Origin of the sequence: Dorea sp. 210702-DFI.3.17, assembly GCF_020560825.1 — a bacterium.
GTDB lineage: Bacteria > Bacillota > Clostridia > Lachnospirales > Lachnospiraceae > Dorea > Dorea formicigenerans.
The window spans coordinates 69,336-85,867 of record NZ_JAJCNB010000009.1 but is presented as its reverse complement, the minus strand read 5'-3'; the positions used below and the strand labels follow the sequence as shown (position 1 = coordinate 85,867).

The following is a 16,532-nucleotide window of genomic DNA, read 5'->3' as shown; positions in this document are numbered from 1 at the left end:
AAAGAAGTGTCAAAGCCTCAATAATTACAATTTTATCCTTAACTTAATGACATTGTTTTCAAAAAAACCCCGTCCCCAATTGGACTTTAACCTGTCCCTTTTTTTAACCCCACCTACGTTTTTACGGGCTTTAGTGCTTCTCACACCTGTCCCTTTTTAACTTTCCACCAAATACTGCCTCATTATGCGAAGTGCATTTTTTTCCAGGCGGCTTACTTGTGCCTGGCTGATTCCCACATCTCTTGCCACTTCCATCTGGGTTCTCCCGTCAAAAAAGCGAAGGGAAATAATGTATCTTTCCCGTTCGTTTAAATGTTCCATGGCAGCCTGTAGCGACAGGCTTTCGACCCATTTTTCTTCTTTATTCTTGTGATCGCTGATCTGGTCCATCACGTAAAGTGCGTCGCCTCCGTCACTGTACACTGGTTCCTGGAGGCTCATAGGTGCCTGAATGGCATCTAGCGCATAGACAATGTCCTCCTTGGCTATTCCAATCTCCTGTGCAATTTCCTGAACTGTAGGCTCTCGCATATTCTGTTTCACATAATTTTCTTTCGCATAAATTGCTTTGTATGCGGTATCACGAAGGGAACGGCTGACTCGTATACTGCTGTTATCCCGCATGTAACGCCGAATTTCTCCAATGATCATAGGCACTGCATAAGTACTGAATTTGACGTCCAGCTCCGTATTAAAATTATTGATTGCCTTAATCAGCCCGATACAACCAATCTGAAATAAGTCATCGGGGTTTTCATTACTGGAATGAAATCGTTTGATCACACTTAGAACCAGTCTTAAATTTCCTTTGATATATTCCTCTTTTGCCTCATCGTCTCCCGCTTTAATACGCGCAAACAAAGCTTCCTTCTCCTCTTCTTTCAGGATAGGAAGCTTTGCCGTATTCACACCACATATTTCAACTTTTCCCTGCATTTTTTCGAACCTCCTGCCAGATGTTTTCTGATTACGTCTAGTAGAAATTCTCTCCATATGCAGGTTACTTATTCGTAAGTGTCATGAAATTAAAAAACTTTTGCCCCTTGACATCACATGTCCGGCATCATCTTATCCCGCCAGCCATGCAAACCATTTTATAGGTCTGATTATTTTGCCAAATCTGACACTCTTATCTGTCCCACTTGTCTGCCAGATTATTAATCTGATTCTCGAACTTCATCAGTTCTTTGTTTGCAAGTCCTTCATTCTTATATACCACATCAAGCAGCCTCTTTGCCGCTGCGACCACTCTGTAAAATGCATTCTGCTTACGGATCTGTGCTGGTTTTTCCACTGCCTTTTTCGGTTCTTTAATTCCAACTGACAGGATTTCACCTGTAGCAAGATCCACACATCCTCCGGAATACGGTGCCATGGCCGGCCAGCCAAACTTTTCCGTAATTGCTTCTGCAAATGTATCCGTAACCTGATCTTCACCATGAACTACGAATACATGCTGCGGTGTGTTCTCAAATCCTGACAGCCAGTCTAAAAGTCCGTTCCGGTCTGCATGTCCGCTGATACCTTTCAGACTTTCGATCTTCGCATTGACTTCGACTGTCTCACCAAAAAGCTTGACGCATTCCGCACCCTCAATCAGCTTTCGTCCCAGTGTTCCCACCGCCTGATATCCTACAAAACAGATCGTACTTTCTTTTTTCCATAGATTGTGCTTCAAATGGTGGCGGATTCGTCCTGCCTCACACATTCCTGATGCCGATAAGATAACCTTCGGTTTTGTATCAAAATTGATCATCCGGGACTCATCACTTGTAATCGTTGTTTTTAAGCCCGGAAAAACAAGTGGATTGATTCCTTTCTCAATAATCGCAAGTGCATCCTCGTCAAAACAGGATTTTACATTCTTATTAAATACGTTCGTTGCTTCAATTGCCAACGGGCTATCCACATAAACCTCGAAATTCGGATAGTCCGGCAGCAAGTTTTTCTCCTTGATCTCACGGATAAAATACAGAAGCTCCTGTGTACGTCCCACTGCAAAGGACGGAACGACCACATTCCCTCCGCGGTCAAAAGTCTCCTTTAAAATTCTTGTAAACTCTCCGACATAATCCGGTCTTACATCCCCATGCACCCGGTCTCCATATGTAGATTCAATCAAAATATAATCTGCTTCTGTCACTTTCTTTGGATCCTTGATAATCGGCTGATCCAGATTTCCCACATCTCCGGAAAATACGATCTTTTTGGAAATGTCTCCCTCTGTGATCCACATCTCGATTGCCGCAGAGCCAAGAAGATGCCCTACATCCGTAAAACGAATATCTATTCCGTCACACAGTGTAATTCTTTGATCATAATCACACGGTGCCAGCAATTTGATCGCTGCATCGGCATCCGCCATTGTATAGAGCGGCTCATATTCCGGTCCGCCGCTTCGCCTTGCTTTACGATTCCGCCATTCCGCCTCAAACTCTTGAATATGGGCACTGTCACGCAGCATGATATTACACAGATCTGATGTGGCAAATGTTGTTACGATTTCTCCATGAAATCCCTGTTTGCAGAGCATCGGAATCTTTCCGGAGTGATCGATATGTGCATGCGTCAGGAGAATATAATCTATATCTCCCGATGCAACCGGGATTTCCTGGTTCTCGTAAAGATCTGGCCCCTGCTCCATACCGCAGTCTACCAGAATGTTCTTTCCGCAGGCCTCAACAAGGTGGCAGCTGCCTGTCACTTCGTGGTCCGCTCCTATAAAAGTAAGCTTCATACACGTATCCCCTTTTTATTTTCATTCTACCACTTTTTCAGGAATACTTCACCATTTCTTTTCTCAGGCGCACCATAATTTTTTTCTCAAGTCTGGATATGTAGGACTGGGAAATCCCCAGCAGATCTGCCACCTCTTTTTGCGTCTTTTCCTCCCCGTCCACAGTTCCGATACCAAAGCGCATCTGTATGATAGAACGTTCTCTTGCTGACAACAGATTCAGTGCTTTTATCAGAATCTTCCTCTCTGCCTCCTGCTCCAGATCCTTATAAATCGTATCCTCCTCCGTGCCCAGAATATCTGACAGCAAGAGTTCATTTCCATCCCAGTCCACATTCAGCGGCTCATCGATTGACACTTCCAGTTTCGTTTTATTATTACGTCGCAGATACATTAAAATCTCGTTTTCAATACAGCGGGAAGCATAGGTCGCAAGTTTTATATTTTTCGTCGGGTTAAATGTATTAATTGCCTTAATCAATCCAATTGTTCCGATGGAAATAAGATCTTCCACTCCGATACCAGTATTATCAAATTTTTTCGCTATATAAACGACCAGGCGCAAATTATGTTCTATCAGAAGTTTCCTCGCCTCTTCGTCATGTGCACTTCCCAGATAACCGATTGCTCTCGCCTCATCATCTGCTTCTAACGGTGCAGGCAAAATGTCTGACCCTCCGATATAGTGTATCTCTCCTCCGTCCGGAAATAAAAATGTCCGAAAATCCGGAATTACGTTTAACTGAAACTTTTTGGGCATAACTGCTTTCATTAACATATCTATTCCTCCATTTACAAATTAACTTTTTTATTTACTTATCAGTCATTTCATGGCTTCCATTTTCACAGATGTCTTTCCATATTAAATCCACTATTTACTTCGACAATGACTATAAATACATTTTTCAATATCCGATTTATTCTTCTGCCTGCTATAAATCATCAGGATTCAAGATCATGTCATATACATTGGAAAGCTTCTGTCTCTCACTGACTGCCACAAGTGGTTTTTCCACCCATTTTTCTTCCTTTTCACACTGACAGCACAAACAATCCAGCATAAGGATCGGCATCGTACCATTTTCCTTTCCAATACTCTGATAGGTGATTACACGTTTACTTGAAAAATCTGTGCAGCCAAGTTTTTCGGCTATCTCTCCTGTAATTACATGAACCGGTCTTCCCGTCAACGAATCCCGCAACCTGTTTCCAGTGTCAATAATGGCATAAATCTCACATTCTCTTCCGTTTTGATACAGCCTGGCTCTACAGGAGCCAGCCATATTTTTATGAAAATAAGCCAGCAAATCCCATATTCCAAGACAAAGATGATATCCTGCAAATGCAAGTATTAAAAACACTGCACCTCCACGAACGTATGGCTGAAATACATTCAGTATACCGCCCAGTAAAAATGCACTGACATACAGCAATATCCATGCTTTTATCAGAGTACGTTTTTCTTTTATCCCAAGTCCTGTTTTCAACAGACACATATTCATGACTCCGTGAAACAACACAAGCCTCCATATCTTTCCTCGCAAAAAGACCACAAATATGCAAGTCAGAAACGCACCGACCATTGCTCCCGCAATAATTCGCAGACGTCTGATCCGGCACTTAAGCATCTTTCCTACCATTAATAACAGGAAATAATCCATCAGAAAATTAATAAGAAAAAACAGATCTATGTACAGCTCATAGTGCATGTTCCACCTTCTTCCTCTTGTATACGCAATCGATTTTGTACTTTTGAGTGATTTTATTATACGTGTGACCACACGTAGATTTTGTCAGATAATGAAAGAAACAATTCAGTTTATTACGACAGGATTTTACGCATTATCCCTTCTTTTTCCATGTTTTTTCGCCATGTAATTTCATATGACATAATTCATGTATTTACCACAAATGAACGAATTTTTTGTCGATGTATTTTTACAATGATGAATAAAGAATGTGCCTTGGCATATTCTGGCGCCTGCGGCAGTCGTTTGCGACATCATCATTGTACGCCGCAGTGCGCATCCTGCCGGAGGCTTTTTGTATATAATAGGAAATGCAATTTCCTATTATATACAAAAAGAGTCAAAGAAACTTATTCGTTTCTTTGACTCTTTTATTCATTCAATCTTGTATTCTAATATGAATTCCTATTTTTTAAAGAAATCTGGAATCTTGATAGACTGCTCTTTTACACGGCTTGTCGGAGTTCTCGGTGTCTCCATGGAAGGTGATGTTCCTCCAACTGTTCTTCTAGGAACTTCCGGCTCTTCCACTGTTCTGTTCACAGATCCCATACTCATATCAAGCTTTGGAGCTGCCTGCTGGCGAACCGGCTGTCTGTCATATGCAGAAGCATGTCCTGTATGTGTAGCCGTATGCCCCACATTTGCTGCCGGGCGCTGGCTCTCCAGTCTGGATTTTAATTTGGAAGCTGTACCTCCTACATTGTGAAGTCCTGTTGCGATAACTGTGATCGTAGCCTCATCAGCCTTGGAATCATCATACATTGCACCAAAGATAATATTCGCATCTTCTCCGGCAAGATCCTGAACATACTCAGCTGCATCTGATGCATCCATAAGAGTGATATCTCCGGATACATTGATGATAACATGAGAAGCTCCGGCAATTGTTGTCTCCAGAAGAGGACTGGCAACTGCCTGTTTTACTGCCTCAAGCGCTTTATCGTCACCGCGTCCCATACCGATACCGATATGTGCGATTCCCTTGTCTGTCATAACAGTCTGAACATCTGCAAAGTCCAGGTTGATCAAGGATGGTACATTGATCAGGTCTGTGATACCCTGAATACCCTGCTGTAACACCTCATCAGCCTTCTTAAGTGCTTCCGGCATAGTTGTACGTCTATCAACAACCTCAAGAAGCTTATCATTTGGAATGACGATCAGTGTGTCTACACTTTCTTTTAATTTTTCAATTCCTGCAAGAGCATTGTTCATACGTGTCTTGGACTCAAAACGGAACGGTTTTGTTACAACTCCGACTGTCAGGGAACCCTGTTCCTTGGCAATACGTGCTACAACCGGTGTAGCTCCTGTTCCTGTTCCGCCACCCATACCACAGGTAACGAAGACCATGTCTGCTCCTTTTAATGCTGCTGCAATCTCTTCGGAACTTTCCTCTGCAGCTTTCTCACCAATCTCCGGTCTTGCTCCCGCACCAAGACCTTTGGTAATCTTATCTCCGATCTGTAAAAGTGTCGGAGCCTTACTTAACTGAAGTGCCTGTTTATCTGTATTAATTGCAATAAATTCCACACCGGCAATCTGCTCGTCGATCATTCGGTTCACAGCGTTGTTACCGCCACCGCCGACTCCTACAACTATGATCTTAGCCGCTGCTTCTGACTCGTTGGTTTTAATTTCTAGCAAGGGTTTCTCCTCCTTTGTTATCCTTATTATACATTATACACCCATATATATTTCTATAATATAGACTTTTGTCCAAAATATCAATAGAATTTCATGACTTTTTCAATTTTTTTTGTTTTATCCTGCATCTTCCGGAAAAACTCCAATATCAAAAGTCGCTGTGTCACTCTCATCAGAAAAATTTTCCAGATGAAGCGTTCCTTCTTTTCCTTCCAGCTTTTCAAGAATCTTAGGAATCTGCGCAACTTTCACGGAAGTGACATCATTTCCAAGGCTCACACATACATTCCCGATGTACACATAAATTCTGTCAGAACGACACATAATCTTTGTGACAGACAACTCGTACTTTTTCATCTCTCTGGTAGCTTCCAGTATCTCCTGATAGATAATCGAACTTTTCTTTTTCAATTTGTGGTAAAGCTTAAGTTCATCCGGATCCATACCGTCTACAAGCGGAATTCCATCTACCGGCGCTTCCTCTACATCTACGACCATACCATCCTGGTCAAAATAGTAATACTTTCCATCTGAATCCATTACATATCCGATTCTTTCCTTCTCCTGAACCGTAATCTTAAGCGTCCACGGATTTTTAAGGCTTACCTTAATACTTTCAAAACAGTCCGGCTGTTTTCCATAACCGAGTTTATATTTTGCAAGCACATACAGCCCATTGACCGAATATTTATCGTTCTGAACAGATTTTACAATTTCTTCTGTACTGCAATAATCATTTCCCTTCACTTCTACTTTCTGGACATGAAACAAAATAAAAATTCCAAGTACAAGAATTAAAAAGGCAAAGAGCAATACAAAAAAAGCATAAACTCTATGTTTTCGTTTTTTCTTCTTTTTTTTCTTTTTCGGACGTCTTTCTGCATGATCTTGATAGTCGTCCAGGTATTCTTCCCTTTTCATTCACCCCTGCTCCTTATTCTGTAATCTCCTCTTCACAGTAACTTCCATTTTTCGAGACGCTTAGTACAAGCCCCATTTCTACCAGTAAAAATACAACTGAAGTTCCGCCATAACTAATGAATGGCAACGTAATTCCAGTATTGGGGATCGTATTGGTCACGACCGCAATATTTAAGATGACCTGAATCATCATATGTGCCATTGCCCCGGAAGCAATCAATGCTCCAAACAGATCTTTTGCCTGCGTTGCAATGACAAAAAAACGCCAAATCAGAAGCAGAAAAAGCATCAGAATAAAACATGCGCCAAATAATCCAAGTTCTTCACAAATGATGGAAAAAATCATATCATTTTGGGCTTCCGGTACAAAGCCAAGCTTTTGAATACTCTGTCCCAGCCCTCTTCCAAATAATCCTCCACTCCCAATTGCATACAATCCCTGCAGAGTCTGATATCCCTTTTCATAAGCTTCCGGATTCTTCCAGACTGCAAGCCGTTCCAGCCGGTAGCTCTCCAAAGCAAGAAAGATTCCCATAAATCCTGCCCCGGCCGCTCCCAGAAAAATAAACTGCCCGTACTTTGGACTCGCCACAAAAATCAAGACGACTGCTATACTCAGAATAATGATTGCTGTGCTCAAGTTACTGGCTCCGACCAATCCTACTATCGGCAGCACGACTATCATGATTTTTATCAATGTCCGCATACGGTACATTTTTTTCACATTGCGTGTGACGTAAGAAGCCAGAAATAAAATAACCGCAACCTTTGCAAATTCCGATGGTTGAAATGACAGTGGACCAAGTGCAAGCCAGCGCTTGGAACCATTATACTCCCTGCCCACAAATATGACAGCAATCGACAGAAGCAGCGCCACAAGGTAACAAAGCCACGCTATGTTCTTCAATCTGTGATAATCAAGCTGTGCAGTAAAAAACATTGCCAGAAAACCAAGACCAGTCGCAAATACCTGCTTTTTCAGATAATAGGAACTGTCACAGAATTTCACTTCCCCATTATACGCACTTGTACTATACAGAATGATAAGACCTGACAGCACCAGAATTCCCAGTACTGTCAGGAGCGTATAATCGTATCTGCCTCTTGCTGCCATACGTGTCAATCCATTCGCACTCCTTATAAGGAATTTACAATCTCTTTAAATTTATCTCCACGTACTTCATAATTCGGGAACATGCCCCAGCTTGCACACGCCGGAGACAGAAGCACTGCATCTCCCGGCTCTGCCATCTCCACTGCAAGATTCATAGCTTCTTCAAATGTGTCCACATACACATAATCATGAAAATCACATTTTTCACAGTCTCTCGCAATCTTTTCTTTTGTCGCACCCATCAGGATCAGTTTCTTGACTTTTCCATCAAAACTGTTAATCCACTCTGTATACTCGGAATCCTTGTCGTATCCCCCGCCTAACAGGATTGTCGGCCGGCGCATTGCCTGGATTGCCTTAATTGCGGCATCCGGATTCGTTCCTTTAGAATCATTGTAATAAACAACTCCGTTTTTCTCAGCCACATATTCTATACGATGTGCGACTCCTTTAAATGCAAGAATTGCCTTCCTGATTGTCTCCATCGGAACGCCATAAACAGCTGCCATGCATACAGCTGCCATAACATTTTCATAATTGTGCGTTCCTAAAATCTGAAGTTCGTCAACATGGCAGACTTCGACTTCATCCGGATTCTTGTAAATAATTTTATCGTTATCCAGATAAATACCTTTTTCCAGCTTATGCTGACTGCTGAAGAACAGAACATGACACTTTAATGTCTCTGCGAATTTACGCATAACCGGCTCTTCATAGTTCAGAACACAATAATCGTCTTCTGTCTGATTTCTTGCAATGTTCTCCTTAGCAGCAATATAAGCTTCCATCGTATGATGTCGGTTCAAATGATCCGGTGTATAATTCAGGATCGCACTTACATTTGGGCGGAATGACACGATACTCTCTAGCTGAAAACTACTCATCTCTGCCACGGCAATAGAATGCTCTGTCATAAGATCTGCTGCAACAGTATACGGATTCCCGATATTTCCAACTACGAACACATCATCCTGGTAAGCCTTCATGATCTCACCGAGAAGTGTTGTTGTTGTCGTCTTGCCATTCGTTCCGGTAATTGCAAGTACGTCTCCCTTACCAAATGTATATGCAAGTTCCACTTCTCCGATAACCGGAATCTCTTTTTCTTTCATCTTTAAAATAATCGGAAGATCTGTCGGTACACCCGGACTTAAGATCACCAGATCCAGCGTATTTGGAAGTTCCTCTGGAAAAGCACCGATTATAATCCGGGCTTTGCTTCCTTCCTGAAGCTTTGCGCGCACGTCTGCTTCAGTCAGTTTTTCATTTCCGTCATAGAGCACCACATCCGCTCCATTCTCTTCCAGTAATTTCACTGCCCCGATTCCACTGATTCCAGAACCGAATACCAGCACTTTCTTTCCTGCTACTACCATTTTATCTTCCTCCTGCATTCATACCCAATCTCGCGATTCGGTATTTTCATATTTTCTCTCTACTTCACGTAATGCCTCGGCTCCGTGCTTTGGACTTTTGAGATTTGGCATCATTACATGGCCATCAGTGCGATCAGGCACAGAAGTGCTGTAATAATGGAAAATACAGCGACGACTCTTGTTTCTGACCAGCCACATAATTCAAAATGATGATGAATCGGAGCCATTTTGAAAAATCTCTTTCCACCTGTCTTTTTAAAGTAAGTTACCTGAATCATAACAGATAATACTTCTACCAGATAAATGAGTCCGACAATCACAATAAAAATCGGCATCTGGAGCATATAAGCTGCGGACGCAACAAAACCGCCCAGTGCCAGAGATCCTGTATCTCCCATAAACACACTTGCCGGATACACATTAAACAATAAAAACCCAAGCAATGCACCTACAACTGCACATGTAATCGGCTCAATTCCACTCTTTGTTCCAACTGCAACAACTGTAAAAAATGTTGCTACCAGAACAGTCACGCTTGAAGCAAGGCCATCCAGACCATCTGTAAAATTTGTTCCGTTAACAGTACCAATCACGACAAAGAACATCAAAGGAATCGCAAGCCAGCCGATATCCAGATACTTTCCACCAGAGAACGGAATCAGCATTGCAAGAGAAACTCCACTGTACTTTACCATATAAAACGCAAAAATTGCTGTCACAACAATCTGAAGTGCCATTTTCTGCTTTGGATATAAACCATCAGAACGTTTCATAACAACTTTCAGATAATCGTCTAAAAATCCAATCAGACCGAATCCAAGTGTCAGAAACAAGATTGGGATAATCTTCGGATAGTCTTTAATATAAAATACGGATGTGATCACAACACTAAGCAGGATCATAACTCCTCCCATAGTCGGAGTTCCTGCTTTTTTCAAATGAGACTTCACACCATCCTCGCGTTCTGTCTGATCCATTTTCAGTCTTCTCAGCACCGGAATGATCAAAGGCCCCATAACCGCACTCAGTGCAAATGCAATAATCACCGGTAAAAATATCGTATAATCCATAACACACCTCTTCATTTCTTTTGTTCATTTTGCTTTAGTTAGTATACTGCATTTCGACGTCTTTTTCAATGCCAAGATACGGGAATATGTTGTCAAATATATCCCGTATCACCGGAGCTGCGATGGTCCCCCCGTAGTATACACCCTGTGGGTTATAAATGACACACATGCCGAGAATCTGCGGATTGGCAGCCGGTGCAAACCCTATAAAAGAAGAAATATATTTATTCGCACTTCTTGGAAGTGTCTGAGACGTAGCTGTCTTTCCACCAATATGGTATCCTTCGATCTTTGCATTTTTCCCAGATCCCTCTGACACAACACTTTCCAGCAATGCCTGCATCGTCCTGGAAGTTTCTTCCGACACGATTTGCTTTCCATCGTCATATTTTAATTCCCGCACCGTCTCTTTATCTTTGTCCAGTATCCGGACTCCAAAATGTGGTGTCACGCGCTTTCCACCATTGACCAGAGCACTCACGGTCGCTGCCATCTGAATCGGTGTCACTTGAAAGGACTGACCGAAACTCATGGTCGCAAGCTCCACCTGACCAATATTTTCTTCCTTATGCATAATCGTTGCTGCTTCCCCCGGAAGATCTACTCCCGTCTTTCCAAGAAGCCCGAACTGTTCAAAATAATCACAGAATCGTCCTGTTCCCAATCTCAGTCCAATGTCAATAAATACCGGATTACAGGAATTCTGTATCCCTTGTACAAATGTTTCAGCTCCATGTCCCCCTACTTTGTGACACCGGATTTTCCGGTCTTCCACGATTCGGTAGCCCGGACAGGAAAATGTATCTGAAAGAGATACCACCCTTTCTTCCAGACAGGCTGACGCCGTAATAATTTTAAAAGTGGAACCCGGCTCATATGTATCATTGATGCATCCATTTCTCCACATCTGATTCAAAGCTTCTTTTGATTTTTCTGAAATTTCCTGATCCTGATTCAACGTAAATGGTTCATTCAGATCAAATTCCGGTACATTTACCATGGCAAGGATTTCTCCGTTTTGTGGATTCATAAGAAGAATCGCAACCTTATCCGCCTGTTTTTCTTCCATGACTTTTTCTGCCATCTGTTGGGCGTACATCTGAATATTATAGTCCATACTGATTTGAAGCGTCTTGCCTGCCACTGGTTCTACCCGGTCTTCAGCTACACCCTCCAATTCAATACCTCTTGCATCTGTCGTTGTCAGAATCCTGCCGTTACTCCCCTTTAGGTAATCTTCGTATCTCACTTCCAGTCCGATGATTCCCTGATTATCACCACCGGTAAATCCAATCACCTTCGAAGCAAGCTCATTATACGGATAGTACCGTTTAAAATCTTCATCCACTTTCACTCCGGCAAGTTCCATTTCCCGTATCTTATCCCCTGTCTCCTTATCAACATTCGTCTTAATCCGTTCCATGGAAGACACCTTCTCCACCCGCTTTCTAACTTCCGCTTCCTCCATGCCCAGACATTTGCTCAGTTTTTTTATCACCACCTCTGGTTCCTTAATCTGGCTATGTATAACCGAAATTGTACACACCGTCCGGTTTGTTGCCAGCACTGTACCATTCGTATCGATAATTTCTCCTCTGGCTGCCTTAATCTTTCGTTCCCGCTCGTGAAGATCTTCCGCCTTTTTCTGATAATACTCCGCATCAAAAACCATCAGATAGACCATTCGTCCTATCAGACCCAAAATCATCAAAAGTGCCGCCAAAAACACAATCATAATTTTCCTTTTATTATATGTTTTATTTCTCAATACAAAAAAACCTCAGAAGCGCTGTTTTTATCAATTTATTAGGACACTTCCGAGGTTATTCATTTTCATATTTAATTTTTCCTGTTAATTTTCAAATATATCTATTCTCCGTCACCGGACTCTGTTGCCATGTCATCTGGTGTATCACCACTGCTGTCACTGCTCGCACTGCTATCAGATGATTTTGCATCTGCTGCCTTAGCATCTGCAGATTTTTCTACTCCGAGATACGGCAATATCTCTGTCATAATCTGAGATGCCATTGTCGTTGCCAGTTTACTGTTTGCCTGATTATCCACATTTGGCTCGTCAATCACAACGTAGACCATGACCTGTGGATTTTCCTGTGGTGCATATCCAATAAAAGAGACCAGATACTTTCCATTTCCTCTTGGCAGTTTTTCCGCAGTTCCAGTCTTACCTCCAACGTCATAACCTTCTACTGCCGCAGTCTTAGCTGTTCCTTCTTCCACAACTCCAAGCATATAATCTTTGATAATATCACTCGTCTCCTTAGAAATGGTATGTCTTACAAGAACCGGATCTTTATTTTCCGTCACATTTCCATTTTCATCCTGAATCTGCTTTACCACATGTGGTTCATAGTAATTTCCGCCGTTGATCAGTGAACAAAACGATGCTGCAAGCTGAGTCATTGTAACATTAAAGTTCTGTCCAAACGCGTTGGTAGCCAGCGTAGAGGAATCCATATCCTCTAGTGAGTATAAAAGTCCTGCTGCTTCTCCCGGAAGATCAATTCCAGTAGACTGTCCAAATCCAAACAACTGCTGATATCTTACAAACTGCTCTTTTCCTATTGCTGAACCGATCTGCATCAGTGCAACATTACAGGAATTTTCCAAAGCTACTTTTAATGACTGTGTTCCATGTCCATCACGGTTACTACAGTGAATATCATGGTCTCCTACGTGAAGAACACCATTGCAGACATAACTTTCATCTCCGGTCAGCACTCCAAGATCCAGACCTTCCGATATGGTAAACGGTTTAAATGTGGAACCTGGCTCATATCCACTGCTGATGCAGAAATTATTCCAAAGTGAATTCAGTTCTTTGACTTTCTCCTCATCAGACAGTGCTGCCAGTTCTTCTTCTGTGTGTAGTTTTGTCAGATCACGTGGATTGTTGAGATCATAATTCGGATAAGATGCCTCCGCAAGAATCTCTCCATTTTGCGGATTCATAACCATAACTGCCGTATTCTTACTTCCAAGTGTCGTACCGGAACTGTTCTCCTCGTTGAACTGTGTAATATATTTTTCCACTACACTCTGTACCTGAAGATCAATTGTTGACACAACCGTATCTCCGTTCTGTGCTTCCTTCACTGTCTTTTCATAGGATGAATCTTCGCTCAGATATCCATATTCTCTACCATCTGTACCATTTAAAATGGAATTATAAGAAGCCTCGATTCCATTACTCCCCACATTTCCAGACACGGTAAATCCAATCACATCACTGGCCAGTGTATTATACGGATATGTTCTCACGTAATCCTCTTCCAGCCAGATTCCATTGACATTCGGATAGTTCTCATCATCCTCATCTATCTTTTCGAACTCTTGAGCCTTTTCATAACTGACACCCTTTTTCATAATCAGATAACGGCTGTTCGGATTCTCCTCCACTTGATCTTCCACATCACTTTTATCAAGTCCAAAACAGTCTGCCAACACCTGAATTGTCGGGTCAACATATTTTTCATCACTATTCATGACCTTTGCATCCAGAATCACATTGTATACTCGCTGGCTTGTTGCAAGCTTCGTGCCATTCCGGTCTACAATATCACCTCGTTTAAATGGAATCGTTCTACTCTGATACTGTTGCTGATCTAGCACGATTTTAGAATATTTATCCCCGTTAAAAGCATTGATATAAGTAATTCTTCCTACCAATAAAGCAAAAGCCAGTACAATCCCCGCGAAGAGTAATACCAGCTTTTTTTGCATAAGTTTTGTAAATTTTTTTCGAAATTTGTTTTTTCTTGGTCTTCTTGCCATTTTATCACCTATTTTGCATTCTTATCAGACTGGGCAAGTACTCCATCCTCTGGAATTCCTTCGTATTGCTTCACATAGTCTCCAGAAGGTCTGTCATATTCAATCACCTGATCAGAAGTCGCATATACCATACCAAGTTCATTCATAGCTTTCTCTCGGATTTCATCTAAATTTACAGAATCCATCACTGAATTATACTTCGTATTATTCTGCTCCTTCAAATCTGCAAGCTCCTTCTGCAAGGAACTTACTTCTTTTGAATGACTTGTAATTCTTGACTGCATCTGCACGTAATTCACGCACAGAATCAGTGCAAATATTGCTGCCACCGCAAGAAATGTTACATAAGCACGGTTCATAGCCAGAGCCTTTTTTCGATTTTGGCTGACCCGTCTGCTTACATTCTTCTTTCTCTTTGGAGCACTCGTTCGTCTCTGTGGCTCATATGACGGCTTTGTCACAACATTGCCATACACATACTGTCCCTGTCTGTTCACTCTATTCTTTTGTGTATGCACGGTTCTTCCCGCTGCCATAATACTCACCTCAATTATCTATCCGCCGATTTTAGCAATGTTCAAAAATACGAAGCTTCGCACTCTTAGATCTGCTGTTGTATTCAAGTTCCTCTTCACTTGGCAGAATCGGCTTCTTTGTTATAATACTCCCTTTTGACTTTTTTCCACATACGCAAACCGGAAAGTCCGGTGGACAGGTACATGGATTTTCATTCTTTCGGAACGCACTCTTCACAATACGGTCCTCCAACGAATGAAATGTAATAATGCATAATCTCCCACCCGGATTCAGCAGATCGATCATATCGTCCAGCGAATCGCGTAACACATCAAGTTCTCTGTTCAACTCAATGCGTATTGCCTGAAACGTCCTCTTTGCAGGATGTCCAGACTTTTTCTGAAACTTCATAGGAATTGATGCACGGATAATCTCCGACAATTCCGCTGTCGTCTCTACAGGCTTCACCGCGCGTGCCTGCACAATGTGCTTGGCTATGTTCTTCGCGAACTTGTCCTCCCCGTAATCGCGAATCACTCGGTAAAGATCTGCTTCTGTGTAGTCATTGACGATGTCTCTGGCCGTCATCTTCTGACGTGTATCCATTCTCATATCCAGAGGTGCATCTTCCCGATAGGAGAATCCCCGTTCTGCCGTATCAAGCTGATATGATGATACGCCCAGATCAAGCACGATCCCATCTACTTTGTCAATTCCCAGTTCATGGAGCTTTGACTTCATATCACAATAGTTGCTCCGGACTATTGTAACCTTCTCCCCGAAGTCTTTTAATCGGGCACTTGCAGCCTCGATTGCTGCAGCGTCCTGGTCTATTCCTACAATACTCCCCTTTTCTCCGAGACGTCTGCACACTTCGTATGCATGTCCGCCTCCACCGAGCGTTCCATCTACATAGATTCCGTCCGGCTTAATGTTCAGTCCGTCAATTGTCTCATTTAGTAATACTGATTTGTGTTTGAATTCCATATCTTCTCCCTCTAGATACTGAACCCGCTTGCTTCCATATCCGATGCAATCTCTTCAATGTTAAGCTCCACTTCAGCATTCTTTTCATCCCATCTGGCCTTGTCCCATATCTCGGCACGCTTCCCCATACCGACAAACACAACTTCCTTATCAAGTTTTGCATAGGTTCTGAGCACAGAAGGAATCAGAGTACGACCTTGTTTATCAAGTTCGCCGTCTGCTGCGCTTCCCTGAAAGAAATAGGCAAAAGCGCGGGCTTTCTTATCTGTAGTGGTTGGTAATGCATTGAGTTTCTTTTCGAAGTCGTTCCATTCATCTTCCGGATATACATAAAGGCAATTTTCCATTCCTTTTGTTATGACGAAATTCTCCCCTAGATCGTCACGAAACTTTGCAGGAATGATTAATCTTCCCTTTGCGTCAATATTATGACTGTACTCTCCTTTCAACATGAAACTCACCTTCTCTCCCATGGCGGATATTTTCTCCACATCTCCACCACTTTGTACCACTCATCACCACTTTCTACCACTTGAAACCATTGTAAAACACTTTTCCACCTATTTCAAGCACTTTTTCCTGTTTTGCGCAAAAAAAGAGAACCGAATTTCTTCAGTT

At 42.2% G+C, this 16,532-nt stretch carries 14 protein-coding genes; all 14 read right to left on the bottom strand.

Annotated features, from left to right (window positions below; all coding sequences use genetic code 11):
* Positions 1-156 precede the first annotated feature (156 nt).
* Positions 157-936, bottom strand: coding sequence for an RNA polymerase sporulation sigma factor SigG (gene sigG, locus LI149_RS07110; protein WP_022279784.1), 780 nt, complete (start codon positions 934-936; stop codon positions 157-159).
* Positions 937-1,129: 193 nt separating this feature from the next.
* Complete coding sequence (locus LI149_RS07105; RefSeq protein ID WP_005331618.1) at positions 1,130-2,737, bottom strand: MBL fold metallo-hydrolase RNA specificity domain-containing protein; 1,608 nt, start codon at positions 2,735-2,737, stop codon at positions 1,130-1,132.
* Between the two features lie 37 nt (positions 2,738-2,774).
* On the bottom strand, positions 2,775-3,515 hold the full coding sequence (gene sigE, locus LI149_RS07100) for an RNA polymerase sporulation sigma factor SigE (RefSeq protein WP_005331619.1): 741 nt from the start codon (positions 3,513-3,515) through the stop codon (positions 2,775-2,777).
* A gap of 154 nt (positions 3,516-3,669) precedes the next feature.
* Positions 3,670-4,446, bottom strand: coding sequence for a sigma-E processing peptidase SpoIIGA (locus tag LI149_RS07095; protein WP_118000127.1), 777 nt, complete (start codon positions 4,444-4,446; stop codon positions 3,670-3,672).
* A 444-nt stretch (positions 4,447-4,890) separates the two neighbouring features.
* On the bottom strand, positions 4,891-6,135 hold the full coding sequence (gene ftsZ / locus LI149_RS07090; protein ID WP_005331622.1) for a cell division protein FtsZ: 1,245 nt from the start codon (positions 6,133-6,135) through the stop codon (positions 4,891-4,893).
* Between the two features lie 117 nt (positions 6,136-6,252).
* Positions 6,253-7,056 carry a cell division protein FtsQ/DivIB gene (locus LI149_RS07085; RefSeq protein WP_117494757.1) on the bottom strand — a complete coding sequence of 268 codons (804 nt, stop codon included), beginning with the start codon at positions 7,054-7,056 and terminating at the stop codon, positions 6,253-6,255.
* Between the two features lie 13 nt (positions 7,057-7,069).
* Entirely contained in the window at positions 7,070-8,170 is a 1,101-nt protein-coding gene (locus LI149_RS07080; RefSeq protein ID WP_215651105.1) for an FtsW/RodA/SpoVE family cell cycle protein, read from the bottom strand.
* A 23-nt stretch (positions 8,171-8,193) separates the two neighbouring features.
* On the bottom strand, positions 8,194-9,546 hold the full coding sequence (murD, locus tag LI149_RS07075; protein ID WP_117494758.1) for a UDP-N-acetylmuramoyl-L-alanine--D-glutamate ligase: 1,353 nt from the start codon (positions 9,544-9,546) through the stop codon (positions 8,194-8,196).
* A gap of 113 nt (positions 9,547-9,659) precedes the next feature.
* The gene (mraY, locus tag LI149_RS07070) at positions 9,660-10,616 is read right to left on the bottom strand and encodes a phospho-N-acetylmuramoyl-pentapeptide-transferase (RefSeq protein WP_040015341.1); all 957 of its coding nucleotides are present in this window, start codon (positions 10,614-10,616) and stop codon (positions 9,660-9,662) included.
* 34 nt (positions 10,617-10,650) lie between these two features.
* Positions 10,651-12,384 (bottom strand): penicillin-binding transpeptidase domain-containing protein, encoded by a 1,734-nt coding sequence (locus LI149_RS07065; RefSeq protein WP_044911800.1) that lies wholly within the window; start codon positions 12,382-12,384, stop codon positions 10,651-10,653.
* 101 nt (positions 12,385-12,485) lie between these two features.
* Entirely contained in the window at positions 12,486-14,411 is a 1,926-nt protein-coding gene (locus LI149_RS07060; protein ID WP_173785563.1) for a penicillin-binding protein 2, read from the bottom strand.
* 8 nt (positions 14,412-14,419) lie between these two features.
* Positions 14,420-14,947 (bottom strand): hypothetical protein, encoded by a 528-nt coding sequence (locus LI149_RS07055; protein ID WP_227143139.1) that lies wholly within the window; start codon positions 14,945-14,947, stop codon positions 14,420-14,422.
* A gap of 31 nt (positions 14,948-14,978) precedes the next feature.
* Positions 14,979-15,914: a 16S rRNA (cytosine(1402)-N(4))-methyltransferase RsmH gene (gene rsmH / locus LI149_RS07050; protein ID WP_005331632.1), complete on the bottom strand. Its 936-nt coding sequence runs from the start codon at positions 15,912-15,914 to the stop codon at positions 14,979-14,981.
* Between the two features lie 11 nt (positions 15,915-15,925).
* Entirely contained in the window at positions 15,926-16,366 is a 441-nt protein-coding gene (mraZ, locus tag LI149_RS07045; protein WP_029731286.1) for a division/cell wall cluster transcriptional repressor MraZ, read from the bottom strand.
* Between the last annotated feature and the right edge of the window lie 166 nt (positions 16,367-16,532).

Excerpts from the sequence above, each read along its gene's own strand:
- sigG (WP_022279784.1), bottom strand. The coding sequence starts at position 936 with ATGCAGGGAAAAGTTGAAATATGTGGTGTGAATACGGCAAAGCTTCCT.
- LI149_RS07105 (WP_005331618.1), bottom strand. The coding sequence starts at position 2,737 with ATGAAGCTTACTTTTATAGGAGCGGACCACGAAGTGACAGGCAGCTGC.
- sigE (WP_005331619.1), bottom strand. The coding sequence starts at position 3,515 with ATGTTAATGAAAGCAGTTATGCCCAAAAAGTTTCAGTTAAACGTAATT.
- LI149_RS07095 (WP_118000127.1), bottom strand. The coding sequence starts at position 4,446 with ATGCACTATGAGCTGTACATAGATCTGTTTTTTCTTATTAATTTTCTG.
- LI149_RS07085 (WP_117494757.1), bottom strand. The coding sequence starts at position 7,056 with ATGAAAAGGGAAGAATACCTGGACGACTATCAAGATCATGCAGAAAGA.
- LI149_RS07080 (WP_215651105.1), bottom strand. The coding sequence starts at position 8,170 with ATGGCAGCAAGAGGCAGATACGATTATACGCTCCTGACAGTACTGGGA.
- murD (WP_117494758.1), bottom strand. The coding sequence starts at position 9,546 with ATGGTAGTAGCAGGAAAGAAAGTGCTGGTATTCGGTTCTGGAATCAGT.
- mraY (WP_040015341.1), bottom strand. The coding sequence starts at position 10,616 with ATGGATTATACGATATTTTTACCGGTGATTATTGCATTTGCACTGAGT.
- LI149_RS07060 (WP_173785563.1), bottom strand. The coding sequence starts at position 14,411 with ATGGCAAGAAGACCAAGAAAAAACAAATTTCGAAAAAAATTTACAAAA.
- LI149_RS07055 (WP_227143139.1), bottom strand. The coding sequence starts at position 14,947 with ATGGCAGCGGGAAGAACCGTGCATACACAAAAGAATAGAGTGAACAGA.
- rsmH (WP_005331632.1), bottom strand. The coding sequence starts at position 15,914 with ATGGAATTCAAACACAAATCAGTATTACTAAATGAGACAATTGACGGA.
- mraZ (WP_029731286.1), bottom strand. The coding sequence starts at position 16,366 with ATGTTGAAAGGAGAGTACAGTCATAATATTGACGCAAAGGGAAGATTA.